The organism is Castellaniella sp. FW104-7C03, assembly GCF_040276085.1.
Taxonomy (GTDB): domain Bacteria; phylum Pseudomonadota; class Gammaproteobacteria; order Burkholderiales; family Burkholderiaceae_B; genus Castellaniella.
In genome coordinates this window covers 288,669-315,638 of record NZ_JBELOK010000004.1, presented here as the reverse complement: position 1 = coordinate 315,638, position 26,970 = coordinate 288,669, and the positions used below count along the sequence as shown (strand labels likewise).

Sequence of the window (26,970 nt, the reverse complement as noted above, 5' to 3'; positions counted from 1 at the left end):
GGTGGAAATGAATTCATTCCGATCGCTCCCTCAATTTCTGTTTTCAGAGGACCGGACATCTATTGTGACCGAGGGGGCACCTTGCAGGTCAATGATTTCACCCGTTGTGTTGTTGGCGGTCGCGACCGCGTCGAGTTCTAGCGCTAGAACGGCTTCGATGTTATTTACCAGATCAACCATGATCGTTTTCCTTACAAGAGAGATTTAAGTGGCCGGGGCGTGGGGACCCTGAATGGCCCCGGCCTGTGTCAGCTACCAAACTTCACGAACTTGACCGCCTCGAAATTCACTGCACCGCCTCCAACCCGGCGGGTCGAGTAAAAGCGGATATAGGGCTTGGCGGTGTAGGGGTCGCGAAGCGTGCGAATGCCAATACGGTCGATGATCGTGTAGGCCTCGCGAAAGTCTCCAAAAGCAAGCGAAAGTGAGTTGGCGGCAAGCGTGGGCATGAACTGATCGATGCGCACGGGATACCCCATCAGCCGATCGGGTTGGCCCGCCTGTAGGGATGGCTCCCATCCGGATCGCCTGGCGGGAGCTTGGGTGGAAGGCACTCGTTGGGGAATTTGCCCCTGAGACGATCGGTGCTGAAATGCTAGAGGCCGCTGAATGATGGATGCCGCCTTCCAAACCTATACACAGCTGCGGTTCAGGCGCAAGAAGGGGCGTCTGTTGGTTGATGGCGAAGATCCTGTATACGACACGCGAATCCTCCACGCCGTCGCTCGTGCACATCACTGGCAGAGGCTGTTGGATAGTGGTCGATTCCAAAGCATCAGCGAGATCGCCCGGGCGGAGGATCTGAAGCCGACGACGGTCGCCCGGATGATGCGTCTGGCTCGGCTTGCGCCGGACATTGTCGAAGCCTTGATGGCAGGGTGCCAGCCAGCACGCCTGACCTTGCTCTGGCTCCAGCGCCACGATATTCCAGCGCTCTGGGCTGACCAGAGTCAGGTTATCAGGCAATTTCAGTAGGGGGACGGATGGCCAACAAGAATCGTGGCAAACAGACTGGCCGTGTGGTTACGCAGGAGCTGCCTGCGCCCGCTGGCGGTGTGAGGCTTGAAACCTTCATTCCCTGGACGCTGGTTAAGCGTGGCGTGAAAAAACAGGTTATCACGCCCTTGGATGCACCAGGAGCGTTTCAAGTTGAGGCGAAACAGGAACGTGCCGCCCGGGGGGCTGCGCAGGACAATGCCCTGATGCGGGCGCTGGGCCTCGCACATTATTGGCAGCGGCTGTTAGAAGATGGCAGATTCGGATCTCTAACCGAGATTGCGAGATCCGAGGGCATGGATTTGGCAGAAGTGAGCAGAATCACAGCATTCGCCTATCTATCGCCATCGGTGGTTGCACGCCTGACAATGACTGCCGGTAGTACGGCAATTACTAGGCAGATGCTGTGTCGACTGTACTCATCCTCGGTTTGGAGGGAACAGGAATCGGCTATCTCTTTCTAGGGGGTTGAATGTCGTGGGTCTGCGACCAGTCTGGACTGCGAGCCATAAAGTACCAGCACTTTATTGCCCTCAGCGAATCTAGGTGTAGGGCCCTGTACTAGAGTCATCAGGTTCCCGTTTGATGTTTCAACGACATACTCAACAGCTCGTTGTTCCGTAGCATTGCGTTCAATTGCTGCGCCCGCCAGTCCGCCGATTACTGCCCCACCGATCGCACCCAGAATATTTGACCTGGTACCACCTCCGATAGCGGATCCGGCTGTAGCTCCAGCAGCGACGCCCGTGGTGGCGCCGACGCCCACTGTCCCTGTGACGTCCACATCCCTCACACTTACAACAGTCGCGGCCACGCTCCGATTGACCTGCCCGACGGACGACACAGAGTAGGCATTTGGGCTGATGTTGCTGGCGCAACCTGTGAGCACTAAGGTGAAGGCGAGAAGGGTTGATCCTACTCGCGTCATTTGGTTGTTACCCCTGCCGGGAACATAGGCTTCGAGATATCTACTGTCTCCAGCGACTGTAGGAATTGGGCAATATTCTGCTGGACTGATCGATTCAGAGATTCCCTTGCCCGGACGACTCCGAGAAACGCGTAGTTAAATGGTACTGTCCCGTCTGCCGTAACGTCCTGCGTATAAATGATGTCTCCGTTGGCGCGGTTTATTATCTCGTACTTTGCTATCGACGTTGTGGTCATGCCGGCACCGAAAGATGGCATGTTCAGTGCCAAGATCTTAACAGTTAGATTTACCTTGGTCTTGGCGTCATCTTGGAAGATTGCCATTCTATTGAGGGCGTCTTGGAGCGCGTCACGCCACAGTGGGGCTGCGACTTCAGATCCAGCAGGGAGGTTGCCCTTTTTTTCCTCGGGGCTTGCGAGGCTGACGGTGAGAGACTTGAGTTCGGCTTCTACCTTGTGCTCGGTATATCCGACATCTGAAACAGCAAAGTTCACTGGCGGGAGGGTCTGGCAACCAGCCAGACCCACGGCTAAGAATAGCGTAACGATTAGTCTTTTCAATGTAACTCCCCTGCTTCACTAGGCATTAGGTTGATTTTTGTTTGTCGATGGCTTTGATCTGTGCCCACTGGCATGTTTGCAGTTTGCTTTAGGTCTGATCCAGTTGCCTCCACCATTTTCAAGTGTTACTACAAGTAACGTCGGTCGATAGCATAGCAGGAATCCAGGCGCCATAGTCGTCAACCATGCTGCGATGGGGGGAATTTGAGTGCTTTAACTTGAGGCGTGATCTTGTAGGAGGGGCCTCAGGGGGCTCCAGTCCAGTCGCCCCTGCTGTAGCGGTTCTCGACTCGAACCGGAGCTCCCGAAACCCGCATGGAATCTAGATATATTCTCTTGGAGGCTCAAGAGGAAAATAGAGAACAGAGAGGCAAAAGTTGAGAAAACGGTGTGGTGGGGTACTGCCAACCGAGGTCCATGCTCAAGAGCCTAACCTCGGAAACTGCACGAACACTGGCGCTTCAGGCAACAAAAAACCCAGTTGAGAAAAACTGGGTTTCTGGACACTGGTGGCCCGGGGCGGAATCGAACCACCGACACAAGGATTTTCAATCCTCTGCTCTACCGACTGAGCTACCGGGCCAAGACGGTGAATCATACACGAATTTTTTTTGGTGTGCAGCCGCCAAAGTGCCAAGTATCACCCAAGCAGAGCATCCCGACCTATAATGCTGAAGTCTCCACCTGCAAGATTTCCAGCGGCATGTCCGTCGACGTCCTTACCTTTGGCCTGAACCACACCTCCGCGCCGGTTTCCGTGCGCGAGCGCGTGGCGTTTCCGATCGAGCTGCTCAAGCCCGCACTGGCTGCACTGCGCGCTGCGTTTGGTACCTCGGTGCGCGAGGCCGCAATTCTGTCCACCTGTAATCGTACCGAAATCTACTGTGCTGCCGATCCCGGTGTGGGCGCGCAGTTGCCTGCCTGGCTGGCCGAGTTCAATCGCCTCGAGGCAGGTCAGCTAACCCCCCATCTGTATCAATATCAGCACAACGATGCTGTGCGGCACGCGTTTCGGGTGGCCAGTGGCCTGGATTCCATGGTGCTGGGCGAACCCCAGATCCTGGGCCAGATGAAAAACGCCGTGCGCGCGGCCGAACAAGCCGGCACGCTGGGCACCTTGCTGCATCAATTGTTCCAGCGCACGTTTTCGGTTGCCAAAGAGGTTCGTTCGCAAACCGCCATTGGTGCACATTCCGTGTCCATGGCAGCAGCTGCGGTGCGTCTGACCGAGCGTGTTTTGGGCGATCTCTCCACTGCCAATGTGCTGTTCATCGGTGCGGGCGAAATGATCGAGCTCTGTGCCACGCACTTTGCCGCGGTGCACCCGCGCCAGATGGCCGTGGCCAACCGCACACTAGAGCGCGCCGATCTCCTGGCCACACAATTTAACGCCCGCACACTGAAGCTATCGGCTTTGCCCGAGCATCTCGCCGAATTCGATGTGGTCGTCTCCTGTACGGCCTCATCCTTGCCCATCCTCGGTTTGGGGATGGTCGAAAGGGCTGCCCGCACGCGCCGCCACCGCCCCATGGTGATGGTGGATCTGGCCGTGCCGCGCGACATCGAGCCCGAGATCGGCCGGCTGGCCGACGTCTATCTATATACCGTAGATGATCTTGGCCGCATGGTGCAATCCGGCACGGATGCACGTCGGGCTGCGGTGGTGCAGGCCGAGGCCATCATCGAGGCCAGGGTGCAGCACTTCATGCACTGGCTCGATAATCGTGCCATTGTGCCGGCCATCATCAATTACCAGCAAAGCGCCGATGCACTGCGCCAGGCCGAGCTCGACCGCGCCCGCCGTCTGCTGGCCAGGGGCGACGACCCCGAAGCCGTGCTCGAGCACCTGGCCTACAGCCTCAGCCATAAATATATGCACGGGCCAATGGCTGCGCTTAATCGCAGCGAAGGCCCCGAGCGCGACCAGCTGTTGTCCCTTTTGCCTCGTCTGTTGCCCGAATCCGGCTCCCGTCGCCGGTAGCGGCTCTCTCTTTCTGCGTCTTTGTTGCGCGGGCAGCCCTGCCCGTGGCAATGTCTTTATCAATCCCCGGAATCCCGCATGAAAAGTTCGATGAGCACCCGTCTGGAACATCTCGGCCATCGTTTGGCTGAAATCGATGCCATGCTGGCAGAGCCCGACAGTGCCCAGGACATGGACCGCTTTCGCAAGCTCTCGCGCGAGCGGGCAGAGCTGGAGCCGGTGGTTAGTGCGTTTGATGTCTGGCAGAAAGCCTGTGCCGATCATGCCGCTGCGCGCGAATTGCTGGCCGACCCCGAGATGAAGGCCTTGGCCGAGGAAGAACTGGCGGGTGCCGACGCACGCATCGAACAGCTGGAAGCAGACCTGCAGATTCTGTTGATCCCCAAGGATCCGGATGATGACCGTAGCGTATTTCTTGAAATCCGCGCAGGTACTGGTGGCGATGAAAGCGCCCTGTTTGCCGGCGACTTGCTGCGCATGTACATGCGTTATGCCGAAACCAACGGCTGGCGCACAGAACTGATGTCCGAGAGCCCCGCAGAGCTGGGGGGCTACAAGGAAGTGATTGTCCATATTCAGGGCGACGGGGTGTATGGACAACTGAAGTTCGAATCCGGCGCGCACCGGGTTCAGCGTGTGCCCGAGACCGAATCCCAGGGGCGGGTGCATACCTCGGCATGCACTGTGGCTGTCATGCCAGAGGCTGATGCCCATGCAGACATCCAGATCAATCCCAATGATTTGCGCATCGATACGTTTCGGGCCAGCGGGGCAGGGGGCCAGCACATCAATAAAACGGATTCTGCCGTGCGTATTACCCACCTGCCCACGGGGCTGGTGGTGGAGTGCCAGGACGACCGCTCGCAGCATCGCAACAAAGACAAAGCCATGCAGGTGCTGGCTGCGCGCCTCAAAGATCGCCAGCAGCAGGAGATCCATGCCCGTGAAGCCGCACAGCGCAAAAGCCTGGTGGGGTCGGGTGATCGCTCCGAACGTATCCGCACCTACAATTTTCCGCAGGGCCGTGTCACGGATCACCGCATCAATCTCACGCTGTATAAGCTGGCCCAGGTGATGGACGGAGATCTGGGTGAGATCGCCCGCGCGTTGCTGGCCGAGTACCAAACCGAGCAGCTGGCCGCACTGGCACTGGATTAAAGAGGTCGCCATGGCTGATCATGTGCGTGATTACGTGCTTGCCAGTGCCTTGCCGCGCCTGGAGTGCCGGATGCTGTGGCAGAAGGTATTGGGTGTGTCGCGTGCGTGGCTTATTGCGCACGACACCGATCCGCTTTCCGCAGAGGCACAGGTAGCCTATCAGGCACTTGAGGCCCGGCGGCTGGCCGGTGAGCCCATGGCCTACATCCTTGGATGCCGTGAGTTTTGGGGGCGGGATTTTCAGGTGAGCCCCGAGGTGCTTATTCCACGGCCTGAAACCGAGCTGCTGGTCGAACTTGGCTTGCAGTTGCTTGGCGGGATTGCCTCGCCTGCCGTGCTGGACTTGGGCACCGGCAGTGGCATTGTCGGAGTGTCGATTGCGCTGGATCGCCCCGATGCCCGGGTGACAGCAACCGACAAAAGCATGGCTGCGCTGAGCATGGCGCAATTGAACGCACGCGCTCTGGGGGCATCGCTATTGTTTTCTCCAGGGAATTGGTACGATACCGAGTTGGGTTTGGAGCGCTATCATTTAATTGTTTCAAATCCGCCTTATATCGACAAACAGGATATCCATCTGGGGCAGGGCGATCTTCGCTTCGAGCCTCGTGCGGCACTCACTGACGAAGCCGATGGCCTTGGCGCGTTGCGCGCCATTGTGCAGGGGGCGCCCAGGCACTTGCTGCCCGGGGCGGCACTCTGTGTCGAGCACGGCTGGGATCAGGCGGTTGCAGTACAGCGCCTGTTTGTATCGTGCGGGTTTATCGATGTGGCCACGAAAACTGATCTGGCCGGCATCGAAAGGCTTACCTGGGGCCGCTGGCCGGCCTGATTTTTATAGAGACCACCATGACCGAAGCAGCACAATCCGAAGTTCTGAACTTTATCCGTGAAACCGTCACCAGCCATCCGGTGGTGTTGTTCATGAAAGGCACCGCCCAGTTCCCACAATGTGGCTTTTCGGCCCGTGCCATCCAGATCCTCAAAGAAGTGGGCGTCACCAAGCTGGTTACTGTCAATGTCCTTGAAGACGCCGAAGTGCGCCAGGGCGTCAAGGATTACGCCAATTGGCCCACTATTCCGCAACTTTACGTTAGCGGCGAGTTCATTGGCGGCACCGATATCCTCAACGAAATGCATGTCAACAACGAACTCGCCCCCGTGCTGAAGGAAGCCGGGGCCATCGAGTGACACCCAGACGTCGTCTGGTTGTCGGCATTAGCGGGGCCACCGGGGCACAGTATGCCCTGCGCCTGCTCGGCCTGGCCCGCACCCAGGATGTCGAAACCCATTTGGTGATTTCGCCCTCCGGGGTGCTCAATATCCGCCACGAGCTCGGCCTCGAGCGCGCGGCGGTGCATGCGCTGGCCGACCATGTCTATAGCCCGCGCGATGTGGGCGCTACGCTGGCCAGTGGCAGTTTTGCCACCGCTGGCATGGTGGTGGTGCCGTGTTCCATGCGTACCCTGGCCGCAGTGGCCCATGGGCTGTCCGACAATCTCATTACCCGGGCGGCCGATGTCACACTCAAAGAGCGCCGCCGGCTGGTATTGATGGTGCGCGAGACGCCGTTTAATCTGGCACACTTGCGCAATATGACGTCCGTCACCGAGATGGGGGGTATTATCTTCCCGCCCTTGCCGGCGTTTTACATGCGCCCAGCCACACTCGACGACATGATCGATCACACTGTGTGCCGGGTGCTGGATTTATTTGATATTCATGTTCCCGGCCCCCGCTGGGAAGGCATGGACCATTCTCTCGACACCTAAGTACCATGATCAAGAAAATCCCGGTAAACCGGCTTCGCGTGGGGATGTATGTCCAGGACCTCGGCGGTTCTTTTCTCGATCACTCGTTTTGGCGATCCAGCTTTCTGATCACTAATCAGCGCAAGCTGCAAAAATTGCAAAGTTCGCGGCTTGAGTGGGTGCTGATTGACGCCGCCCGGGGGGTGGATCTACTGCCAGAGGGCGCATCAGACACCACCGCTGTCGCGGCCGCATCCGCCCAGGCGCCATCCGCTGGTGGCGTCGCTGCCCCCGGTAAAAAAGCGGCCAGGCACGGGCCGGCAGCGCCATCAGCGGCCTCTCAGGCCGGGCAGCAGGCCTTTGACGATGCTCGTGAAATCCTTGCCGGCTCCAGCGAGCAAGTGCAGCAGTTTTTTTCTGATGCCGAGTTGGGCAACAAGCTGGATCTCAGCCAGGCCCAGGGCCTGGTGCAGGATATGGCCGATTCCCTCGAGGGGCATCCGGATGCGATCACGAGCCTGGCACGCATTAAAAAGGCCGATCATTATCTTTATGCGCACTCGGTGTCCGTGGCTGCCCTGATGACTTCGTTGGCACGGTCGATGGGGCTGGCTGACGAGCACGTGCACATGGCCGGGATGGCCGGATTGCTGCACGACATCGGCAAGGTTAAAGATCCCGCCGATGAAGGGCGCAAGATCGGCCGCCCGATCCAGATGCCACAAGAAATCCAGCAACGCCACCCGATTATTGGTGCCGGGATATTGCAGGCTGATACCACCGTGTCGCCCAAGATCATCGAAGCCTGCCGGCATCATCACGAACGCATGGATGGCAAGGGGTTTCCGGACCAGCTGGCAGGCAAGCAGATTGGTCTGCTGGCCCGTATGGCGGCCATCTGTAATTATTACGATGAGATGACCTCCACCCGTCCGTATCGCACGGGGTGGGATCCAGCCTTTACGCTGCACAAGATGCTGACATCCGAGGGCCAGTTTGACATGGATGTGCTGGCGGCATTTGTTCGCGCGGTGGGCCGCTATCCTGTGGGTTCAATCATCAGCCTCAACAACTGCGAGCTGGGCCTGGTGGTGGCACAAAACCGTGAGACACCCGAGCAGCCGGTGGTAAAGATTTTCTATTCGATTCGCTGGTCTCATGCCATCCCCGAACGCCGGGTCAATCTGGCGGAGCCCGATTGTGGCAGCACCGTGCTGCCTGTGCGTCATCCGGTGGATTGGGGGCAGTCGGGTTTGCCGGTACCGCCCATCGAAGGCTAAACCGCACGCCCGCGCGGCAGCCAGCGCCAAAACATCCAGGCGGCCATCAGGCCGATACCGCCAATCGAGACAATGCCGGTGGCCAAAGAGGCTATCGCTGTAAGGCCTGACAGCAGCAGCGGGCCCCCACTGCCGCCGAGGTCGGTAATCTGGCGCCACATGCCCAAGAACACCGTGCGCCCCTCTGAGGGCGAGGCATCCGCACCGATGGTCATGATGATGCCTGAGCCAATGCCATTGCCAAAGCCCAGCACCAGGCACACCACCAGCAGGCTGACAAAGCCGGTAGTCCAGGGCATGATCAACAGGCTTAAGCCCATGATCAGCATGCTGGGAAAAGCCACCCAGAACCGGCCGCGTACGTCCATGACCTTGCCGGCCGGATAAAACAGCAGCATGTCGACGGCGCCCATCAGGCCGTAAATAAGCGCGGTGGTGGTGGCGTCCAAGCCGATGTGGTCGGCCCATAGCGGGATAACGATTTGCCGACAGGCCCGCAAGGCTGAAACCAGCGCTGTGGCAACCCCCAGCGTCAGCAGGACGTGTGCGTGTTTGCCTGCCAACTGGCGCATGCTGATGCGTGAAGACGCCGATACCCGAGCGGTTTGACGAGGTTCGAGGTCGGGGATGGCCAGTGAAACCAACCCGGCGCCCAGCATTGAGAAGATCGCCAGCCAGTATGCACCGGGCAAGCCCATCCAATGAATGAAGGCCGCTCCAATAAAGGGCCCGGCAAACATGCCGATGCGCATTGTGCCGCCTAGCGTGGACATGGCACGGGCACGAAGATAGAGGGGGACGGCTTCGATCAGGAAGGTTTGGCGCGCCAACAAAAATACGGCGCTGGACATCCCCACCATGAAAACACCCGTGCCAAACAGCCAGGGATTGGCGGCCAGCAAGCAAAGTACCAGGCCCAGCAGGCTGAACAGGGCGGCGCCTACCATCGCCCGGCGCTCGCCGTAGCGTGTGGCCAGGGCCGCAGCAGGCAAATTTGCCAGCAGTGAACCCACGCCTACTAGTGCCACAATGAATCCGGCCTGTGCAGAACTTGCACCGAGATCGCGGGCGCTGAGTGCCAGGATGGGGAACACGGCGCCTTCGCCCATGCCAAAAAGGAGAGACGGCCCAAAAGCCGGCAACGCAATTTTGCGCAGGCTGAAGGTTTCGGGAGAAGCGGGCACAGGATGAAAATGCGAAGATGTAATCTGGTATTGTCGCATATTAGCTGCACGCAGCACAGAAAGAGGGTAATTGCAGCAGAATATTGCGCCAATCCCTCTTATAAAGACCCTACTTGGCAGAAAGTTATTATAGAGCGACTCAGCGTTATTACTGATTGCCTCCGCTGCGCAATCAGAGGAAAATCCGCCTGCTCTCGCTGTTTACAAAACAGTACAAATCTCGGGTTTACCATTAACTCTCAGGGGCTCTCTCTCATGCAACGTCGTTCCTTCCTCAAGAAGGCTGCCTTTGGCGTAGCCGCCGGCGGCACAACCCTAGCCGCACCGGTCTTCGCTCAAGACGCACCCACCATCAACTGGCGCCTGGCTTCCAGTTTCCCTCGTAGCGCTGACGCCATCTATTCTGGTGGCGAGCACGTCGCCAAGTACATTTCCGAAGCCACAGACGGCAAATTCCAGATTCGCGCCTTTCCGGGCGGCGAGATTCTGCCGGCACTGGGCGTACTCGACGGCGTGCAAAACGGCACAGTCGAATGCGGCCACACCGCTTCCTACTACTACTACGGCAAGGATCCTGCCCTGTGTTTCGACGGTGCAGTTCCGTTTGGCCTGAACACTCGTCAGTACAACGCCTGGATCCGCCACGGTGGGGGCCTCAAGGTGTTGCGCGACCTGTTCGCAAAATTCAACATCGTTAATTTCCCTTGCGGTTATACGGGCACCCAGATGGGTGGCTGGTTCCGCAAAGAAATCAAAACCGTCGACGACCTCAAAGGCCTCAAGTTCCGTACGGCCGCCTTTGCCGGTGCCGTGCTGATGCGCCTGGGTGTTGTGCCTCAGCAAATCGCGGGTGGCGATATCTATCCCTCCCTCGAAAAAGGCACCATCGATGCGGCCGAGTGGATCGGCCCCTACGATGACGAAAAAATGGGCTTCCACCGTGTTGCTCCGTTCTATTATTTCCCGGGCTGGTGGGAAGGCACCCTGCAGGTGTCTCTGTATGTCAATAAAGACAAGTACGAAGCCCTGCCCAAGCATTACCAGGCCGTCATCGACCAAGCCTCTGCGCTGGCGACCAACACCATGATTGCCACCTACGATGCCGAGAACCCCAACGCGCTCAAGCGCCTGATTGGCGAGGGTGCAAAACTGCGCGCCTTCCCCAAACCAGTCATGGACGCGTGCTACAAGGCCGCTCAAGAAACCTACGCCGAACTCTCGGCCAAAGACCCCAACTTCAAGAAGATCCACGACGCCTACATGGGCTTCCGCGACCACGAAATCCCCTGGTTCCGGATTGCCGAAGGCAGCTTCGATCAATACATGGCGACGGCGGCGAAGTAATCGCCCATCACTTCAGCCATGAGGCCACTTTCTTTCGAAAGTGCCTCTGGCTGGGCCGTGTTGTCGGTTAGTGCGTCAGCCCCCGCTTGCGGGGGCTTCTGCGCGTCTGGCCTCATCTTCTTTCTTTTTGGCTCTCATCATGAATGCACTCCTTGCCCTTTCGCGGCTGATTGATGCAATCAATCGTCGCGTGGGCCGGGCTGTGACCTGGTTGATTCTCCTTGCTGTACTGGTCAGCGCCACCAATGCAACGGTGCGCAAGGTTTTCAATGTCAGTTCCAATGCCTGGCTCGAACTGCAGTGGTATTTGTTTGGCGGCGTCTTTTTGCTCGCTGCCGGGTACACCCTGCTTAAAAATGAGCACGTCCGCGTCGACGTGCTGGCCTCCCACCTGTCTCGTCGCACGCAGCTGCTGATCGAAATCTTCGGCGTGGTGTTTTTCCTGCTGCCCATGGCAACGCTCATCATGTGGCTGTCCTGGCCATTTTTCATGGATTCTTTTGTCAACTTCGAGCAATCCTCCAATGCTGGCGGCCTGATACGCTGGCCTGCCAAGTTGTTGATCCCGATCGGGTTTGCCTTGCTGATGGCCGCCGGGGTCTCACACCTGATCAAGTGTGTGGGTTGTCTGCGCGGTGCGTGTCCCGATCCCCGGGACACGCATGTGGGCAAATCGGCTGAAGAAGAACTGGCCGAAGAAATCGCGCGTGCGGCTGAAGAACGCGAGGCTGCCTCGCACGAGGAGCGCTAACCATGGAAGCTTTGTTGCTTGCCTATATGGCGCCCATCATGTTTGGCATGTTGGTGGTATTGCTGCTGCTGGGCTTTCCAGTAGCTTTTTCGCTGGCAGCCAATGGCATTTTGTTTGGCCTGGTCGGGATCGATCTGGGCCTGTTGTCGCCCGCATTGTTCCAGGCGCTGCCACAGCGTGTTTTTGGGGTGATGTCCAACGAATCCTTGTTGGCCGTGCCGTTCTTTACCTTCATGGGGCTGATCCTCGAGCGCTCCGGTATGGCTGAAGATCTCCTGGAAACCGTGGGTCAACTGTTTGGCCCCTTACGCGGTGGCCTGGCGATTGCGGTGATTTTGGTCGGGGCCATGCTGGCTGCCACCACCGGAGTGGTTTCTGCGTCGGTGATTTCGATGGGTCTGATCTCCCTGCCCATCATGCTGCGCTACGGTTACGACCGACGCCTGGCAACGGGTGTGATCGCCGCCTCCGGGACGCTTTCCCAGATCATCCCGCCGTCATTGGTGCTTATCGTGCTGGCCGACCAATTGGGTCGCTCCATCGGTGACATGTACAAGGGGGCATTTCTGCCGGGCTTTGCCCTCACAGCCATGTACATCCTGTACGTGGTGGCGATGGCGTTCCTCAAGCCCAAATCCGCACCTGCAATCCCGCCCGAAGCTCGTACGTTTGTCGAGCCCAATGGTGGGCACGGTGTGCCTTCCTTGCTGGTGTTGATGGCACTGTCGGTGGTGATTGCCGTAGTGGGGGTCAAGTTTTTACTGGACGACAATCCTCATGTTGATGAGCTGATTGTCACCAGCATCCTCATCTGGGGTGCGGCAGCCTTTGTGATGGCCGGGCTTAACAAGCTGCTGCGTCTGGGCTTGTTGTCCAAAATTGCCGAGCGCGTCACGTTTGTGATGATCCCGCCCTTGGCCCTGATCTTCCTGGTGCTGGGTACGATCTTCATCGGTGTGGCCACCCCAACCGAAGGCGGCGCCATGGGTGCGGTGGGTGCGCTGATCATGGCGCTCATCAAACGCCGGCTTAACTTCAGCCTGTTGCGTCAGGCCATGGATACCACCACCACGCTAACCTGCTTTGTGGTGTTTATCCTGATTGGCTCGTCTGTGTTCAGCCTGACCTTCCGCGGGGTTAACGGCGATCTTTGGGTAGAGCATCTTCTGACCGGCCTGCCCGGTGGGCAGATGGGCTTCCTGATCGTTGTCAGCTTGCTCACCTTTGGCTTGGCGTTCTTCCTCGATTTCTTCGAGCTTGCCTTCATTATCGTGCCGCTGATCGGGCCGGTTGCCGACAAAATGGGGATTGACCTGATCTGGCTGGGTGTTTTGCTGGCTGTGAACATGCAAACCTCGTTCATGCATCCGCCCTTTGGTTTTGCGCTGTTCTATTTACGTTCGGTGGCACCTAAAGAGGATTACCGCGACAAGATCACTGGCAAGTTGATTGCCAAGGTCACCACGGGCCAGATCTACTGGGGTTCCATCCCCTTTATCATCATCCAGGTGATCATGGTGGTGGTTGTGCTGACGTTCCCGGGCATTGTCACGCACTACAAGGCAGACCGCCCCCAGATCAATGTCGAGGATATCAGTATCGACATGGGGACGTTCGGTGGGTATGGCACTGGCGGCTATGGCCAGGGTGGCTATGGCGATATCACCAGTACATACGGAAGTGGCGATGCGGGTGGCAGCAGCGCCCCGGCCGCCCCTGCGCCGTCTACCCCGTCTGATGAAGACTACAACGCTATGTTCAAGTAATCGCGGTTGATCCCTCGCGGATCACCGACACCCTCTGCACCGAATGTCACTGGTGCAGAGGGTGTTTTTTTTGTCTGTGGATCAGGAAATGTCGGGGTTGGCCTGGCGTTGTCGCACGCGTTCGATCCAGTGGCTGATGGGCATGGGACGTGCCAGCAGATAGCCCTGCACGGCATGGCATTCGTGCTCGAACAGCAGCTCGGATTGCTCACCGGTTTCAACACCCTCTGCCACCACACGCAGGTTCAGTTGATCGGCCATGGCCAAAATCATCTGCACAATGGCCAGACTGTCGATATCTCCGGGCAGATCCTGGATCAGGCTCTTGTCGATCTTGAGCTCGTACAGCGGCAGGCGCTTCAGTGAGGCCAGGTTGGAGTAGCCGGTGCCAAAATCATCAATCGAAAAACGGATCCCCATCCGCGCCAACACCTGCATCTGTTTGGCAACCGCCGACATATCCCGGATAAGCAGGCCTTCGGTGATCTCAAAGATCAGGCGGTTGCCCGGTACCTGGCGGCGTGCCAGGGTATCGCTGACCGTCTCGACAAAGGTTGCATCCATCAGCTGTCGCGGGCTGATATTGATGGATAGCGGGTAGGTTTCGCCCAGCGCCTGCAGTGTGGATAGCGTGGTGCAAGCAGTATCCAGCGTCCAGGCGCCCAGCAGATTGATCAGGCCGGATTCTTCGGCAATAGGGATGAATTGGGCTGGTGAGACAGCACCGTGTTCGGGATGCTGCCAACGTGCCAGCAGTTCAGCGCCGGTCACCTGCCCGGTGTGGCCATACTGGGGCTGCAGATGCAAGGACAGTTGCGGCGTATTCAGTGCTTGCAGCAGATCACGCTCAACCCACTGGCGTTGTTCTACTTCGGCTTGCAGCTCGTGTTCGTAGAAAGTGGACTGGTTGCCGCCTTGCTTGCGGGCGCGCAGTGTGGCTATTTCGGCTTCATTCATCACCTGGTCCAGCGATTGGCTGGCGCGGTGGATCAGCGTCAGGCCCACGCTGGCGGTGACCAGCACGGGATGATCAGATGCCTGAATGGGATGGGCCGAGATGGCCTGACGCAGATGATCGGCCAGTTGCCGGGCTGTGTGAGCCGCCTCGTGGGCATTGCTGCCTATGTCCCGGGCCAGCACCACGAATTCGTCGGCACTGGTGTGTGCCACGAGATCGTCCATGCGTGCGGCGTGTTTCAGGCGCGTACCGACTTCGATCAGGATCTGGTCGCCCCCGCCGTAGCCCAGCGTTTCGTTGGCATGCTGAAAGTTGTCCAGATCCAGCAGGATCAGGGCACTATAGCTGTCATCGTGGGTGGTGCGCGCCATCAATGACTGAAGGTGCTCCAGTGCCTTGTGCCGGTTGGGCAGCTTGGTGAGGTGATCGTGGCTGGACAGATACTGGACGGCTTGTTCGGCCTGCAGGCGGTCGGTGATGTCGGTGGCCACCACGCCAATTGCCTCAACGGTACCGTCGGTGGCCAGCAAGGGGGCCTTGATACTGATGAAATTGCGCGCCTCCTGGGTGTCCGGGCGCTTCAGTGTTTGTTGCACCACCGTGCGGCTGCGCGTCTCGACGATGGCACGATCGCTTTGCTGGATGCAATCCAGAGAGGCCTTGTCGGTGATGAAGTCTGCGTCTGTATAGCCCGCCACTTGTCCCAGGCCCACACCCATGAATGACTCCAGTGTGTGGTTGGCAAACGTGTAGCGGCCATCGGGCGACTTGATGCTGACAATGGCATCCATACTGTCCAGAATGACATTCAGCCGCCGTTCGCTGGTACGCAGCTGGGCACACTGGCGCCGTGATCGGACAAGCAACCACCCGGCGGTGAGAGAGATGATTGCCAGCAACAGAGCCAGGCCGGCTGCCAGCCGGAACGCGTTATCTGTGCGCTGTGCAGACGCTACCGGTGCACGCCATTGGTTCAGGATACGGAAATAAAACGACTGTGGATTGGCCTGCCACAGTGCCAGGTGTTTATCGATGGCGGCAAGCACCTCGGGGTGCATGCCCTTGCGGGTGGCAAAGAAAGCCTGCGTAGGTTGAAACACCAGGGGCGTATGCACCAGCCCGTAATCGCGTGCGGTGAGTTCACCTACATAAAAATCTGCTGCAACGGTATCGGCATGTTGCTGCTGTACCATCTGGAAGCCTTCTTCCAGGCGCTGCACGGGGGCCAGGCGGGCATCAACGCCCAGGCCTTTCAGCGCATTTGTCAGGTAATCCTGTTGGGCGGACCCGGCCAGCACCGCAACAGTGAGGCCCGAAAGATCGGTGATTGCCTGGATCTTGCTGCCTGGTCGGGTATACATCTGTGACCAGCTGTGCAGGGCGGCAATATGATGGAAGCCCAGCGTTTCGGCGCGTGCCGGCGAGAAATAAACATCTGGCAGTACGTCGATGGTGCCGTCTTGCAGCCAATGCATGCATTGCTGCCAGCTGCAGGATGTGGTGTGCAGTGTCCAGCCTTCCTGCCGGGCGATTTCTTTTAAAAGCTGGCCCAGAATACCGGCAGGTTGGCCGGCCTCATCCACAAAGGCATCGGGTTTTTGGTCGTAGATGCCTATCTTTAGCGTCAGGGCACGGGCTTGCAGGCTGACCATGCCCACGCATATCAGCAAGGTGAGCCGGGCTATCGCAAGGATCGGACGGGAAGTCATGGCATTAGAGGGCCGGATGCAACTAATGTTGCAATGATAAGGGCAAGCGTTGCAAGACAAAGAGGCGCACTGGCGGTCAGATTGTCAACAGTTTCGGCGATTATGGAACAAAACCGACACCGGCGTACAATGCGAACAGATTTCAGCATGCCCCAAAAAGGTGACTCATGTCCAAGGCATTTCTTGCCGATGTGCAGACTCAGATCGAGCAACTGCAGGCCGATGGATTCTATAAATCCGAGCGCATCATCATTAGCCAGCAAGCGGCCCGCATTCAATTGTCCGGTGGCGCCCAGGTATTGAATTTCTGCGCCAACAACTATCTTGGCCTGGCCAATGATCCGCGCCTGATACAGGCAGCACAGGCGGGGCTCGAAAAAGACGGCTTCGGGATGGCCTCGGTGCGATTCATCTGCGGGACACAATCGGGGCACAAGGCGCTTGAGGCCGATCTGGCCCGTTGGCTGGGGATGGGTGATGTTATCTTGTATTCCAGCTGCTTTGACGCCAATGGTGGCCTCTTCGAAGCGCTGCTGGGAGAGCAGGATGCCATCATCAGCGACGCCCTCAATCACGCCAGCATCATCGACGGCGTGCGCCTGTGCAAGGCGCGGCGCTATCGCTACGCCAATAACGATATGGCAGATTTGCGTGCGCAGCTGCAGGCTGCACGTGATCAGGGCGCCCGGCATCTGATGATTGCCACCGATGGCGTGTTTTCGATGGATGGCATCATTGCCAATCTGTCGGCCATCTGCGATCTGGCGGACGAATTCGACGCCCTGGTGATGGTGGATGATTCGCATGCCGTGGGCTTCATCGGTGATGGCGGGCGTGGCACCCCAGAATACTGTGGTGTACGGGGTCGCGTGGATATCCTCACCGGCACACTGGGCAAGGCGCTGGGCGGCGCCTCAGGGGGCTATGTTGCAGCAGATGCCGCCATTGTCGATTTGCTGCGCCAGCGCTCGCGGCCTTACCTGTTTTCCAATACTCTGGCGCCATCCATCGTGGCGGCCTCGCAAGCAGTACTTGCCTTGCTGCAAAGCCCGGAAGGCCAGGCCTTGCGTGCGCAAGTGCGGCAAAATGGCCAGCACTTCCGTCAGGCGATGCAGGCGTTGGGATTTTCACTGGTGCCGGGCGACCATCCGATCATTCCCGTCATGCTGGGAGACGCCAGCCTGGCCACGCAGATGGCTGATGCCCTGTTGCAGGCCGGCGTGTATGTCATCGGGTTTTCTTATCCGGTTGTCCCCAAGGGACAGGCACGGATCCGCACGCAAATGAGTGCGGCACACACGGCTGAGGACATTGATTACGCGGTGCAGGCATTTGCCCGGGTGGGGCGCACGCTGGGTGTGCTTGCCGCCTAGCATTTATCGCATCGCATATTTGCAGGATTTGCCGGCAGATGACCTGCTGGCATTCAATTTTTTCTGGAGCTTTCATGAAAGCGTTGGCCAAGATGCAGGCAGGCCCCGGGCTGGAGATGGTCGATGTGCCCAAGCCTGTCATGGGTCACAATGATCTGTTGATCAAGATTCGCAAGACAGCCATTTGCGGGACGGATATCCATATCTGGAAATGGGATGAGTGGGCGGCCAAAACAATCCCCGTGCCCATGCATGTGGGGCACGAGTACGTGGGCGAGGTGGTTGGCGTCGGCCAGGAGGTTCAGGGCTTTCATATCGGCGATCGCGTGTCCGGCGAAGGCCACATTACGTGCGGGCATTGCCGAAACTGCCGTGCGGGGCGGCGCCATCTGTGCCGCAATACGCAGGGCGTCGGCGTCAACCGTCCGGGCGCATTTGCCGAGTATCTGGTGATTCCCGCCTTTAATGCGTTTCGCATCCCCGACGACGTCCCAGACGATCTTGCCGCCATTTTTGATCCCTACGGCAATGCAACGCACACGGCGCTGGCGTTTGATCTCGTGGGTGAAGACGTGCTGATCACCGGCGCGGGTCCGATTGGTGCCATGGCGGCAGCCATCGCGCGTCACGTGGGTGCCCGCAATGTCGTGATCACCGACGTGAACGACTATCGCCTGGACCTCGCCGCCCGGATGGGCGCCAGCCGCACCGTCAATGTGGCGCGCGAAGATTTGCGGTCTGTGATGCAGCAGCTGGGCATGGCAGAAGGCTTCGACGTGGGTCTGGAGATGTCAGGGGTGCCCAGCGCCTTTGCCTCCATGCTCGAACAAATGAATCACGGCGGCAGGATTGCCATGCTTGGTATCTTGCCGGATGGCGTGGGTGCCGCCTGGAGCCAGGTGATCTTCAAGGGTCTGGAAATCAAGGGCATTTATGGCCGCCAGATGTTTGAAACCTGGTACAAGATGGTGGCCATGCTGCAAAGCGGCCTGGATCTGTCTCCCATCCTCACGCACCAGTTTCCAGTGGACGACTATCGCCAGGGCTTTGAAGCCATGCTCTCGGGCCAAAGTGGCAAAGTCATTCTTGATTGGGCGGCCTAGCCTGTATTTTATGTGTGTGGCCAGACCAGGCCAGGCCTGGATGGCCAGCCACAAGCGGGCAACGGGTGGCACTGGCGTGTGCTTGCAGGCTTATAGCGCCTGCAGCAACTGGCCGATGCTGGTGTGATCCATCCCTCTGGCTAATGCCAGCCGCAGGGCAACACGGGTTTGCAGCGGGTTGAGATCATGGGCGGCCAGCAGGCCGTCGGTGGCATCCGACGCTTTTGGCGTGACACTGCCGCGCGGCACACGGCTGGCGCGCACGCACACCACGCCGCGATTGATGGCCAGCCGGCAGCCCCGCAAGGCGGCTGGGCTAAGGCTGCCATTGCCCATGCCGGCAACCACGATGCCCTGTACTTTGGCCTGCACGGCGGCTTGATAGACGTGCAGCGGGGCATCCTGGTAATCGTAAAGGATGTCTACCGCAGGTAGCGCACGCAGGCCACGCACCGAAAACAGCAGGTGCGGGGGCATGGGTGCCGCAGCCAGGTGATAGCGTACCTGGCCATCACACACATGGCCCAGTACCCCAAGCCCGTCGTGCCCAAAGGCATCGGTGCGGCTGGTGTGCTGCTTGGTGCACAGCCGTGCGGCAAGGATATTGTCGTTAAACACGACAAGCACGCCCCGGCCGGTGCTATCCGAATGCGCGGCAACCCGCAGGGCATTTAGCAAATTAAGCGGCCCGTCGGCGCTGGGTGCAGAAGCCGGACGCATGGCACCCACCAGAACCACGGGCTTGTCCGGTGGGGTGGTGAGATGCAGAAAAAAGGCGGTTTCTTCGAGGCTGTCGGTGCCATGGGTGATGACAATGCCATCGATGGAGGGATCTCGGCTGGCCTGCCCGATACGGCGGGCCAGTTGCAGGATGTCAGCCGTGCGTAATGCCCGGCTGTCGAGATTGAAGGGTTGCTCGCAGCGGATATCGGCAATCCGGCTGGCCCCCGGGATGGCGGCCAGCATGGATTCGATGCCCTCGGTAACCTGGTAATCGGTCAGGCGATGGGCATCGGTGGTGGCGGCAATGGTGCCGCCGGTGCCGATCAGCAGCAGACGGGCCATCAGGGGTACAGGCCGCGCACCTGGCGGGCTTCGAGGATACGCGTGCAGGCAACGATAAAGGCTGCTGTGCGCAGCGATACCCCGTGCTGACGGGCAACGCCCGACATTGCACTGTAGGCGGCACGCATCATGGCTTCGAGGCGGTGGTTGATTTCCTGCTCTGTCCAGAAGAAGCTGGAGAAATCCTGTACCCACTCGAAGTAGCTGACTGTGACCCCGCCGGCGTTGGCCACCACATCAGGCACGATAATCGTGCCCTTGGCCGAGATGATGTCATCGGCTTCGGGGGTGGTTGGGCCGTTGGCGCCTTCAACCAGAATGCGTGTGTGGATCAGGTCGGCGTTGTCGCGCGTGATCTGGCCCTCGAGGGCTGCCGGGATCAGGATGTCGGTTTCGAGCGACCAGAACTCGGTGGGGCTAAGTGTCTGGCAGCCAGGGGTGCCGGCAATGCCGCCGGTTTCGTGCACGTGGTCGATCAGGCCGGGGATGTTCAGGCCGCGCTCGTCGTAGACGATGCCGGTGTGGTCGTAGACGGCTACCACCAGGGCGCCGGCATCATGAAACAGCCGGGCTGCGGTGCCACCCACATTACCAAAACCCTGGATGGCGACACGGGCGCCTTTGATGTCGATGCCGGATTCTCGGGCGGCTTCGCAGGCGATGACGTATACGCCGCGGCCGGTGGCTTCGACGCGCCCCAGGCTGCCGCCCAGCGACACCGGTTTGCCTGTGACCACGCCGGTGGTGGTGCGCCCCTCGTTCATCGAGTAGGTGTCCATCATCCAGGCCATGATCTGGCCGTTGGTGTTGACGTCAGGTGCGGGGATATCTTTGGCAGGCCCGATGATGTCGTGGATTTCGCTGGTGTAGCGGCGTGTGATGCGCTCGAGCTCGGATTGCGAGTGTTGGCGGGGGTCGATGCGGATGCCACCCTTGGCACCGCCAAAGGGCAGGTTGACTGCAGCTGATTTCACCGACATCCAGGCCGACAGGGCCATGACTTCGGAGAGCGTGACATCCTGGTGAAACCGCACGCCACCCTTGCCAGGCCCGCGCGAGGTGTTGTGTTGTACGCGATAGCCTTCAAAGTGCGCGATCTCGCCGTTGTCGAGTTCGACAGGCACATCGACAATCAGGATGCGTTTGGGACGTTTGAGTGTTTCAACCCACCGGGCCAGGTTGCCCAGATAGGGAGTCACCCGGTCTACCTGCTCTAGATAGATGCCCCATGGGCCCGGATGAGCGGCATCCATGTAGGAGGGTAAGGTATGGGTGTGAGAGTCAGCCATGAGTACAGCCTTTTTTATGAGTTCAAAATTGACAAGGACATGCAACCGTCACCATTTTAGTGCCACGTTTGATTCTGTGGCAGGCCTGTCGGTGATCAAAGGGGTTTGCGGCTTAGATTTCGTAGTGCTTCAGGCCATCGAGGTTAAGTACCTGGACGGCACCGTACTCGATTTTCAGGAGCCCGGCGGCTTCCAGGGTACGAAGCGCCTGGTTGGTGCGCTGGCGCGAAATACGGGCCAGATAGCCGATTTCTTCTTGGGTGATGTCCAGGCGTGTTGAATTGCCGGGGTACAGCAGGGGGTTGAAGAGCTCGGCCAGGCAGCGTGCCACCCGGCCATCCGGGGCCAGCAGTCGGTCGTGCTCGGCCTTGCCAATAAACTGGGCCACGCGCTCATTGAGCTGATGCAGCAAAAAGCGGTTGAACAGGATGCTGTTATCGAGCAACCAATTGAAGGTATCCGCACGCAGCCGTGCAATGGTGCTGTGTCGCAGCGCAATAATGTCGTACTTGCGGGCCTCGCGTTTCAGCAGCGATCCTTCACCGATCCAGCCACCTGCCGGCACGCCCGTCAGTGAGGCCAGTTTGCCGTCGGCGTTGCCCACGGAAACCTTGATCAAGCCATCCAGCACACCAATCCAGGCGCCGGCCACAACGCCTTTGTGCTCGACGATGGTGCCGGCATCCACCTGTGCGACTGTGGTGTCCTGAACCACCCGGGCTTGCTGGGCATCGTCCAGGAGGTCGAACCAAGCAGCATGCTGCTGCAAAGACTCTGACAGGTTCATGGGGAATTACCCTAGATCATGTGTGAATGTCATATGTGTGACAGTTGCGCCTGTGCGTGCCCTGTACCTTAGTTGCACCGCCCGAGAGAGGCGCCCCATGCAGTACTTGGCGTGGTTGTCCACGTCAGTCCAAGGAGACATCATGGTACAGGAATCCGCCGCGGCGGTAACTTTCCCCGCCTTGTTGATGCATCATGCCGCCGTGCGTGGCCACCGTCCGGCCATTCGCGAAAAAGACCTCGGTATCTGGCAGACACTTACCTGGAAACAGGTGGCCGACGAAGTCCTGCGCGTGGCAGCCGGGCTGGCAGACCTGGGCGTGGCGGCTGGCGAGCACGTGGGTGTGGTAGGAGAAAACCGTCCACGCCTGTACATGGCCATGATGGCTACCCAGTGCCTGGGTGCGATCCCTGTGCCCCTGTACCAGGATGCTGTGGCCGAAGAGATGGCCTATGTCCTGCAAGATGCCGAAATCGGTGTGGTGGTGGTCGAAGACCAAGAACAGCTCGACAAAATGATCGAGGTCTCCGACCGCTGTCCGGCCATCCGTGCGTTGGTCTACGACGATCCGCGCGGCCTGCGCCATTATCAGGATCCGCGGCTGCTGTCCTGGGAAACCCTGCTGCAGCGTGGCGATCAGCATACCGCTGCCCACCCCGATGCGATCAATCAGCGGATGGCGGCCATTGGCCCCCAGGATACCGCCGCCATGTTTTACACCTCTGGCACCACGGGCAAGCCCAAGGGGGTGGTGCTCAGCCACTATGCCCTGATCGACCGCGCACGCGCCATCGAGCGCTTCGAGGGCCTCACCGACCGCGAAGACGTGCTGGCCTATTTGCCACCGGCCTGGATTGGCCAGAACATGTTCTCCTATACCCAGGTACTCACCACAGGGTTCACCGTCAATCACCCCGAGTCTCCCGAAACCGTCGCCATCGACATGCGGGACATCGGGCCCACATATTATTTTGCACCCCCTCGCGTACTCGAAGGCCTGCTCACGCATGTCATGATCCGCATGGAAGACGCCGGCCGCTTCAAGCGCTGGCTGTTTCATCGTGCCATGGGCCTGGCCCGGCGGGTGGGGGCCCATGTGCTGGACAAGGATGGCACTGTCGGCGCCTGGGATCGCTTCAAGTACGCATTGGGCGATCTGCTGGTGTACGGGCCGCTGCGCAATACCCTGGGCATGAGCCGCGTCCGGGTGGCCTATACAGCCGGCGAAGCCATCGGCCCCGATCTCTTCGTGTTCTACCGCTCTATCGGCATCAATCTCAAACAGCTGTATGGGTCGACAGAAACCTCTGTGTTTGTATGCGTGCAGGCCAACGGGCAGGTGCGCGACGACACCGTCGGCCCGCCCTGCGAAGGTGTAGAGATCCGGGTAGCCGATAACGGCGAAATCCAGCTGCGCAGCCCCGGGCTGTTTACCGGCTATTACCGCAACGACGCCGCCACGGCCGAGTCCTACACCAAAGACGGCTGGTATCACACCGGGGATGCCGGTTACCTCGATACCGACGGCCAGCTCAAGATCATCGATCGCGCCAAGGATGTGGGCCGCCTGGCTGATGGCAGTCTGTTTGCCCCCAAGTACATCGAGAACAAGCTCAAGTTTTTCCCCTTCATCAAAGAAGTCGTGGTTTTTGGAGCCGATCGCCCGGAGGTCTGCGCCTTCATCAACATCGATCTCGAAGCCGTGGGCAACTGGGCCGAGCGCCGCGGCCTGCCTTATGCCGGCTACACCGATCTTGCCTCCAAGGACGAGGTCTACGGCGTCATCCGCGAGTGTGTCGAGCAGGTAAATCGCGACCTCTCCCAGGATCCCAAAATGGCGGCCTCACAGGTGGCGCGTTTTCTGATCCTGCACAAAGAGCTGGATCCCGATGACGACGAGCTGACCCGCACCCGCAAAGTGCGTCGGGCGTTTATCGCTCAAAAATATGAAGTGCTGGTTGAGGCCCTCTTTGAGGGGCGCGAGCGCCAATACATCGAAACCGAGGTCAAGTTCGAAGATGGCCGGGTTGGGCGTATTTCGGCCAACCTGCGCATAGAACCGGCCGCTGTGGTGGCCCCAGAACCCCTCAAAAAGGTAGCCTGAATGTCTTCACCCACCACCGATACCCTGCTGGATCCTGCCGTGTCGGGCATGGCGGCCCGCGCCGATCAGATCGGGCCCGTGATTCTCGATCTCCAGAACATCTCGCTGTCCTTTGGCGGGGTCAAGGCACTGACGGATATCTCCTTTGATGTTCGCGAGCACGAGATCCGCGCCATCATCGGGCCCAACGGCGCGGGTAAAAGCTCGATGCTCAATGTCATCAACGGCGTCTATACCCCTCAACAAGGCCGCATCCTGCTGCAAGACCAGCAATTTACGCGGATGAGCCCGCGCCGCGCCGCCGAAATGGGCATTGCCCGTACTTTCCAGAACCTTGCCTTGTTCAAGGGCATGAGCGTGCTCGACAACATCATGACGGGGCGCAATCTGCGCATGAAAAGCGGGGTGTTGGCCCAGGCGTTTCACCTGGGATCCGCCGAGCGCGAAGAGATCGAACACCGTACATTTGTCGAAAACATCATCGATTTCCTCGAAATCCAGGCCTACCGCAAAACACCGGTGGGGCGCCTTCCCTACGGCCTGCAAAAACGGGTGGATCTGGGCCGCGCCCTGGCGATGGAGCCCCGCATCCTGCTGCTTGACGAACCCATGGCCGGCATGAACATGGAAGAAAAGCAGGACATGAGCCGCTATATCCTCGACGTCAACGACGAATTCGGTACCACCATTGTGCTGATCGAACACGACATGGGGGTCGTCATGGATATTTCCGATCGAGTCGTGGTGCTGGATTACGGCCGCAAGATCGGCGATGGCACGCCTGAGCAGGTGCGCAGCAACCCGGAAGTCATCAGCGCCTACCTGGGCACCAGCCACTAAGGGAACACCATGGGATTCTTTCTTGAAACTGTGATTGGCGGCCTGATGAGCGGCATGCTGTATGCCCTGGTGGCCTTGGGCTTTGTGCTGATCTTCAAGGCCTCGGGGGTATTCAACTTTGCCCAGGGTGCGATGGTGCTGATCGCCGCGCTGGCGATGGCACGGTTGTCAGGATGGATTGATGGCTGGCTGGGCGGAGAGTCCCTGATTTTGGCCAATATCCTCGCGTTTGTGCTCAGCGCAGGGTTTATGTGGCTGATTGCCGTGTTGGTCGAGCGCTGGGTGTTACGGTATCTGGTCAATCAAGAAGCCACCACCTTGTTGATGGCCACCATCGGCATCAGTTATTTCCTCGACGGCATTGGCCAGATCATGTTTGGCAGTTCGGTGTACTCCATCGATGTCGGCATGCCCAAAGATCCGATTTTCATCCTCGACAGTGTCTTTGAGGGCGGTGTGCTGGTCAGTCTCGAAGACCTCACTGCCGCCGTGATTGCCGCCGTGCTGGTGGCCGTGCTGGCGTTCTTCTTTCAGTACACCACGGTGGGGCGGGCGCTGCGCGCCGTGGCCGATGATCACCAGGCCGCGCAGTCGGTGGGCATTCCGCTCAACCGCATCTGGGTGGTGGTCTGGACGGTTGCCGGGCTGGTGGCGCTGGTTACCGGCATTGTCTGGGGATCTCAATTTGGCGTGCAGTTCACCCTCTCGACGGCCGCCTTGCGGGCCTTGCCGGTGGTGATTCTGGGCGGGCTTACCTCCGTGCCTGGCGCCATTGTGGGCGGGCTCATCATCGGGGTGGGCGAGAAAGTATCCGAGGTTTATCTCGGGCCGTTTGTTGGGGGCGGGATCGAAATCTGGTTCGCCTACATGCTGTCGCTGGTGTTCCTGCTGTTTCGTCCGCAGGGCCTGTTTGGCGAAAAAATCATCGACCGCGTCTGACCGCGTCAGAGCCCACGGGGGAGACCACATCCATGTTTTATCGTGAAAACGGCCAGTTCAAGAGCAGCTACCGCTCGGATCAGCAGATTTTTCCGATCCGCCAGGACCGCTGGTTTATCGCAATGCTCACATTGCTGGCCTTTGTCGTCGTGCCTGCGGTGGCATCCGAGTACTGGCTGCAGGCCATCCTGATTCCCTTCCTCATTTTGTCGCTGGCAGCGGTCGGGCTGAACATCCTGGTGGGGTACTGCGGGCAGATTTCCATCGGCTCGGGGGCTTTCATGGCGGTGGGCGCCTATGCCGCCTGGAATTTCGGTGTCCGCCTCGATCTCCCCCTGGTGGTTCAGATTTTGCTAGGTGGTGTATTTGCCACGCTGGCTGGTGTGGTCTTTGGTGTGCCCAGTTTGCGGATCCGTGGCTTGTATCTCGCCGTCACCACGCTGGCCGCACAGTTTTTTATGGATTGGGCCTTCTTGCGGATTGGTTATTTCACCAATTATTCCACCTCAGGCAATGTCTCTGTACCGGCGCTCGATTTTTTCGGCCTGCCCGTGGTCTCGCCAGTGCAAAAGTATCTTTTTGTGCTGGGCTTTGTGGTGGTCATCGGCCTGTTGGCCAAAAACCTTGTGCGCGGCGCCATTGGCCGGCAATGGATGGCCATCCGCGACATGGACGTGGCCGCAGCCGTGATCGGTATCCGGCCGGTGTATGCCAAGCTCACCGCCTTTGCCGTCAGCTCTTTCATTATCGGCGTGGCGGGCGCCCTGTGGGCCTATATCCATCTGGGCTCCTGGGAGCCCTTGGCCTTCGACCTCAACCGCTCGTTGCAACTGCTGTTCATCATCATCATCGGCGGGCTGGGTTCCATCATCGGCAGTTTCTTTGGGGCGGCTTTCATGGTGCTGGTGCCGGTGCTGCTTACCAACGTCCCTCATGCCCTGGGCTTGTCCATCCCGGTGGATATCGCTGCGCACATCGAACACATGGTGTTTGGCTTTTTGATCGTGTTTTTTCTGATCGTGGAGCCACATGGTCTGGCCAGACTATGGAGTATTGGCAAGGAGAAGCTAAGGATCTGGCCATTTCCCCACTAGGCGTACGGCA

General features: G+C 59.1%; 24 protein-coding genes and 1 tRNA gene. 17 read left to right on the top strand and 8 right to left on the bottom strand.

The window, feature by feature from the left end; genetic code table 11:
- Nucleotides 1-248: 248 nt before the first annotated feature.
- A complete protein-coding gene (locus ABS758_RS07045; RefSeq protein ID WP_350381753.1) occupies nucleotides 249-467 on the bottom strand; it encodes a phage major capsid protein in 219 nt (72 codons plus the stop codon).
- Between the two features lie 142 nt (nucleotides 468-609).
- Between ABS758_RS07045 and ABS758_RS07040 the strand changes: the two genes are divergently transcribed.
- A complete protein-coding gene (locus tag ABS758_RS07040) occupies nucleotides 610-975 on the top strand; it encodes a ParB/RepB/Spo0J family partition protein (RefSeq protein WP_350381754.1) in 366 nt (121 codons plus the stop codon).
- An 8-nt stretch (nucleotides 976-983) separates the two neighbouring features.
- Nucleotides 984-1,460 carry a hypothetical protein gene (locus ABS758_RS07035; RefSeq protein WP_350381755.1) on the top strand — a complete coding sequence of 159 codons (477 nt, stop codon included), beginning with the start codon at nucleotides 984-986 and terminating at the stop codon, nucleotides 1,458-1,460.
- A 460-nt stretch (nucleotides 1,461-1,920) separates the two neighbouring features.
- Here ABS758_RS07035 and ABS758_RS07025 read toward each other — a convergent pair whose 3' ends face one another.
- Both ABS758_RS07025 and ABS758_RS07020 read right to left on the bottom strand, forming a co-directional pair.
- Nucleotides 1,921-2,484 carry a putative periplasmic lipoprotein gene (locus ABS758_RS07025; RefSeq protein WP_350381757.1) on the bottom strand — a complete coding sequence of 188 codons (564 nt, stop codon included), beginning with the start codon at nucleotides 2,482-2,484 and terminating at the stop codon, nucleotides 1,921-1,923.
- Between the two features lie 507 nt (nucleotides 2,485-2,991).
- Nucleotides 2,992-3,067, bottom strand: a tRNA-Phe gene (locus tag ABS758_RS07020).
- A 120-nt stretch (nucleotides 3,068-3,187) separates the two neighbouring features.
- Between ABS758_RS07020 and hemA the strand changes: the two genes are divergently transcribed.
- The 6 genes from hemA to ABS758_RS06990 all read left to right on the top strand — a co-directional run bounded on the left by hemA (nucleotide 3,188) and on the right by ABS758_RS06990 (nucleotide 8,654).
- A complete protein-coding gene (gene hemA / locus ABS758_RS07015; RefSeq protein ID WP_350381758.1) occupies nucleotides 3,188-4,465 on the top strand; it encodes a glutamyl-tRNA reductase in 1,278 nt (425 codons plus the stop codon).
- A 78-nt stretch (nucleotides 4,466-4,543) separates the two neighbouring features.
- A complete protein-coding gene (gene prfA / locus ABS758_RS07010; RefSeq protein ID WP_350381759.1) occupies nucleotides 4,544-5,623 on the top strand; it encodes a peptide chain release factor 1 in 1,080 nt (359 codons plus the stop codon).
- Nucleotides 5,624-5,633: 10 nt separating this feature from the next.
- Nucleotides 5,634-6,455 carry a peptide chain release factor N(5)-glutamine methyltransferase gene (gene prmC / locus ABS758_RS07005; protein ID WP_350381760.1) on the top strand — a complete coding sequence of 274 codons (822 nt, stop codon included), beginning with the start codon at nucleotides 5,634-5,636 and terminating at the stop codon, nucleotides 6,453-6,455.
- A gap of 17 nt (nucleotides 6,456-6,472) precedes the next feature.
- Nucleotides 6,473-6,814: a Grx4 family monothiol glutaredoxin gene (gene grxD / locus ABS758_RS07000; protein ID WP_350381761.1), complete on the top strand. Its 342-nt coding sequence runs from the start codon at nucleotides 6,473-6,475 to the stop codon at nucleotides 6,812-6,814.
- Nucleotides 6,811-7,395, top strand: a complete 585-nt coding sequence (locus ABS758_RS06995; protein ID WP_350381762.1) for a UbiX family flavin prenyltransferase — start codon at nucleotides 6,811-6,813, stop codon at nucleotides 7,393-7,395. The genes grxD and ABS758_RS06995 overlap by 4 nt, the downstream gene beginning before the upstream one ends.
- Nucleotides 7,396-7,400: 5 nt before the next feature.
- The gene (locus tag ABS758_RS06990) at nucleotides 7,401-8,654 is read left to right on the top strand and encodes a cyclic di-GMP phosphodiesterase (RefSeq protein WP_350381763.1); all 1,254 of its coding nucleotides are present in this window, start codon (nucleotides 7,401-7,403) and stop codon (nucleotides 8,652-8,654) included.
- Here ABS758_RS06990 and ABS758_RS06985 read toward each other — a convergent pair.
- Nucleotides 8,651-9,877, bottom strand: coding sequence for an MFS transporter (locus tag ABS758_RS06985; protein WP_350381764.1), 1,227 nt, complete (start codon nucleotides 9,875-9,877; stop codon nucleotides 8,651-8,653). The genes ABS758_RS06990 and ABS758_RS06985 overlap by 4 nt on opposite strands.
- A gap of 216 nt (nucleotides 9,878-10,093) precedes the next feature.
- Here ABS758_RS06985 and ABS758_RS06980 point away from each other — a divergent pair, with 216 nt between their 5' ends.
- The 3 genes from ABS758_RS06980 to ABS758_RS06970 all read left to right on the top strand — a co-directional run bounded on the left by ABS758_RS06980 (nucleotide 10,094) and on the right by ABS758_RS06970 (nucleotide 13,699).
- A complete protein-coding gene (locus ABS758_RS06980; protein ID WP_350381765.1) occupies nucleotides 10,094-11,182 on the top strand; it encodes a TRAP transporter substrate-binding protein in 1,089 nt (362 codons plus the stop codon).
- A 139-nt stretch (nucleotides 11,183-11,321) separates the two neighbouring features.
- Nucleotides 11,322-11,933: a TRAP transporter small permease subunit gene (locus ABS758_RS06975; protein WP_350381766.1), complete on the top strand. Its 612-nt coding sequence runs from the start codon at nucleotides 11,322-11,324 to the stop codon at nucleotides 11,931-11,933.
- 2 nt (nucleotides 11,934-11,935) lie between these two features.
- On the top strand, nucleotides 11,936-13,699 hold the full coding sequence (locus tag ABS758_RS06970; RefSeq protein WP_350381767.1) for a TRAP transporter large permease: 1,764 nt from the start codon (nucleotides 11,936-11,938) through the stop codon (nucleotides 13,697-13,699).
- An 81-nt stretch (nucleotides 13,700-13,780) separates the two neighbouring features.
- Here the strand turns inward: ABS758_RS06970 and ABS758_RS06965 are convergent, their stop codons facing one another.
- Nucleotides 13,781-16,366 carry an EAL domain-containing protein gene (locus ABS758_RS06965; RefSeq protein WP_350381768.1) on the bottom strand — a complete coding sequence of 862 codons (2,586 nt, stop codon included), beginning with the start codon at nucleotides 16,364-16,366 and terminating at the stop codon, nucleotides 13,781-13,783.
- Between the two features lie 167 nt (nucleotides 16,367-16,533).
- On the opposite strand from ABS758_RS06965, the gene ABS758_RS06960 reads away from it, so the two are divergent.
- Nucleotides 16,534-17,739 (top strand): glycine C-acetyltransferase, encoded by a 1,206-nt coding sequence (locus ABS758_RS06960; RefSeq protein ID WP_350381769.1) that lies wholly within the window; start codon nucleotides 16,534-16,536, stop codon nucleotides 17,737-17,739.
- 74 nt (nucleotides 17,740-17,813) lie between these two features.
- Nucleotides 17,814-18,842 carry an L-threonine 3-dehydrogenase gene (gene tdh / locus ABS758_RS06955; RefSeq protein WP_350381770.1) on the top strand — a complete coding sequence of 343 codons (1,029 nt, stop codon included), beginning with the start codon at nucleotides 17,814-17,816 and terminating at the stop codon, nucleotides 18,840-18,842.
- A 90-nt stretch (nucleotides 18,843-18,932) separates the two neighbouring features.
- On the opposite strand, the gene ABS758_RS06950 is transcribed toward tdh, so the two are convergent.
- The 3 genes from ABS758_RS06950 to ABS758_RS06940 all read right to left on the bottom strand — a co-directional run bounded on the left by ABS758_RS06950 (nucleotide 18,933) and on the right by ABS758_RS06940 (nucleotide 21,983).
- Nucleotides 18,933-19,907, bottom strand: coding sequence for an asparaginase (locus tag ABS758_RS06950; RefSeq protein ID WP_350381771.1), 975 nt, complete (start codon nucleotides 19,905-19,907; stop codon nucleotides 18,933-18,935).
- On the bottom strand, nucleotides 19,907-21,196 hold the full coding sequence (locus ABS758_RS06945) for a Glu/Leu/Phe/Val family dehydrogenase (protein WP_350381772.1): 1,290 nt from the start codon (nucleotides 21,194-21,196) through the stop codon (nucleotides 19,907-19,909). The genes ABS758_RS06950 and ABS758_RS06945 overlap by 1 nt, the downstream gene beginning before the upstream one ends.
- 112 nt (nucleotides 21,197-21,308) lie before the next feature.
- Entirely contained in the window at nucleotides 21,309-21,983 is a 675-nt protein-coding gene (locus ABS758_RS06940) for a Crp/Fnr family transcriptional regulator (RefSeq protein ID WP_350381773.1), read from the bottom strand.
- Nucleotides 21,984-22,125: 142 nt separating this feature from the next.
- Here ABS758_RS06940 and ABS758_RS06935 point away from each other — a divergent pair, with 142 nt between their 5' ends.
- The 4 genes from ABS758_RS06935 to ABS758_RS06920 are packed head-to-tail and all read left to right on the top strand — an operon-like array spanning nucleotide 22,126 to nucleotide 26,960.
- A complete protein-coding gene (locus tag ABS758_RS06935; RefSeq protein ID WP_350381774.1) occupies nucleotides 22,126-24,087 on the top strand; it encodes an AMP-dependent synthetase/ligase in 1,962 nt (653 codons plus the stop codon).
- A gap of 48 nt (nucleotides 24,088-24,135) precedes the next feature.
- Nucleotides 24,136-24,927 carry an ABC transporter ATP-binding protein gene (locus ABS758_RS06930; protein WP_350382019.1) on the top strand — a complete coding sequence of 264 codons (792 nt, stop codon included), beginning with the start codon at nucleotides 24,136-24,138 and terminating at the stop codon, nucleotides 24,925-24,927.
- 9 nt (nucleotides 24,928-24,936) lie between these two features.
- Complete coding sequence (locus ABS758_RS06925) at nucleotides 24,937-25,866, top strand: branched-chain amino acid ABC transporter permease (RefSeq protein WP_350381775.1); 930 nt, start codon at nucleotides 24,937-24,939, stop codon at nucleotides 25,864-25,866.
- 32 nt (nucleotides 25,867-25,898) lie between these two features.
- Nucleotides 25,899-26,960, top strand: coding sequence for a branched-chain amino acid ABC transporter permease (locus ABS758_RS06920; protein ID WP_350381776.1), 1,062 nt, complete (start codon nucleotides 25,899-25,901; stop codon nucleotides 26,958-26,960).
- Nucleotides 26,961-26,970 lie beyond the last annotated feature (10 nt).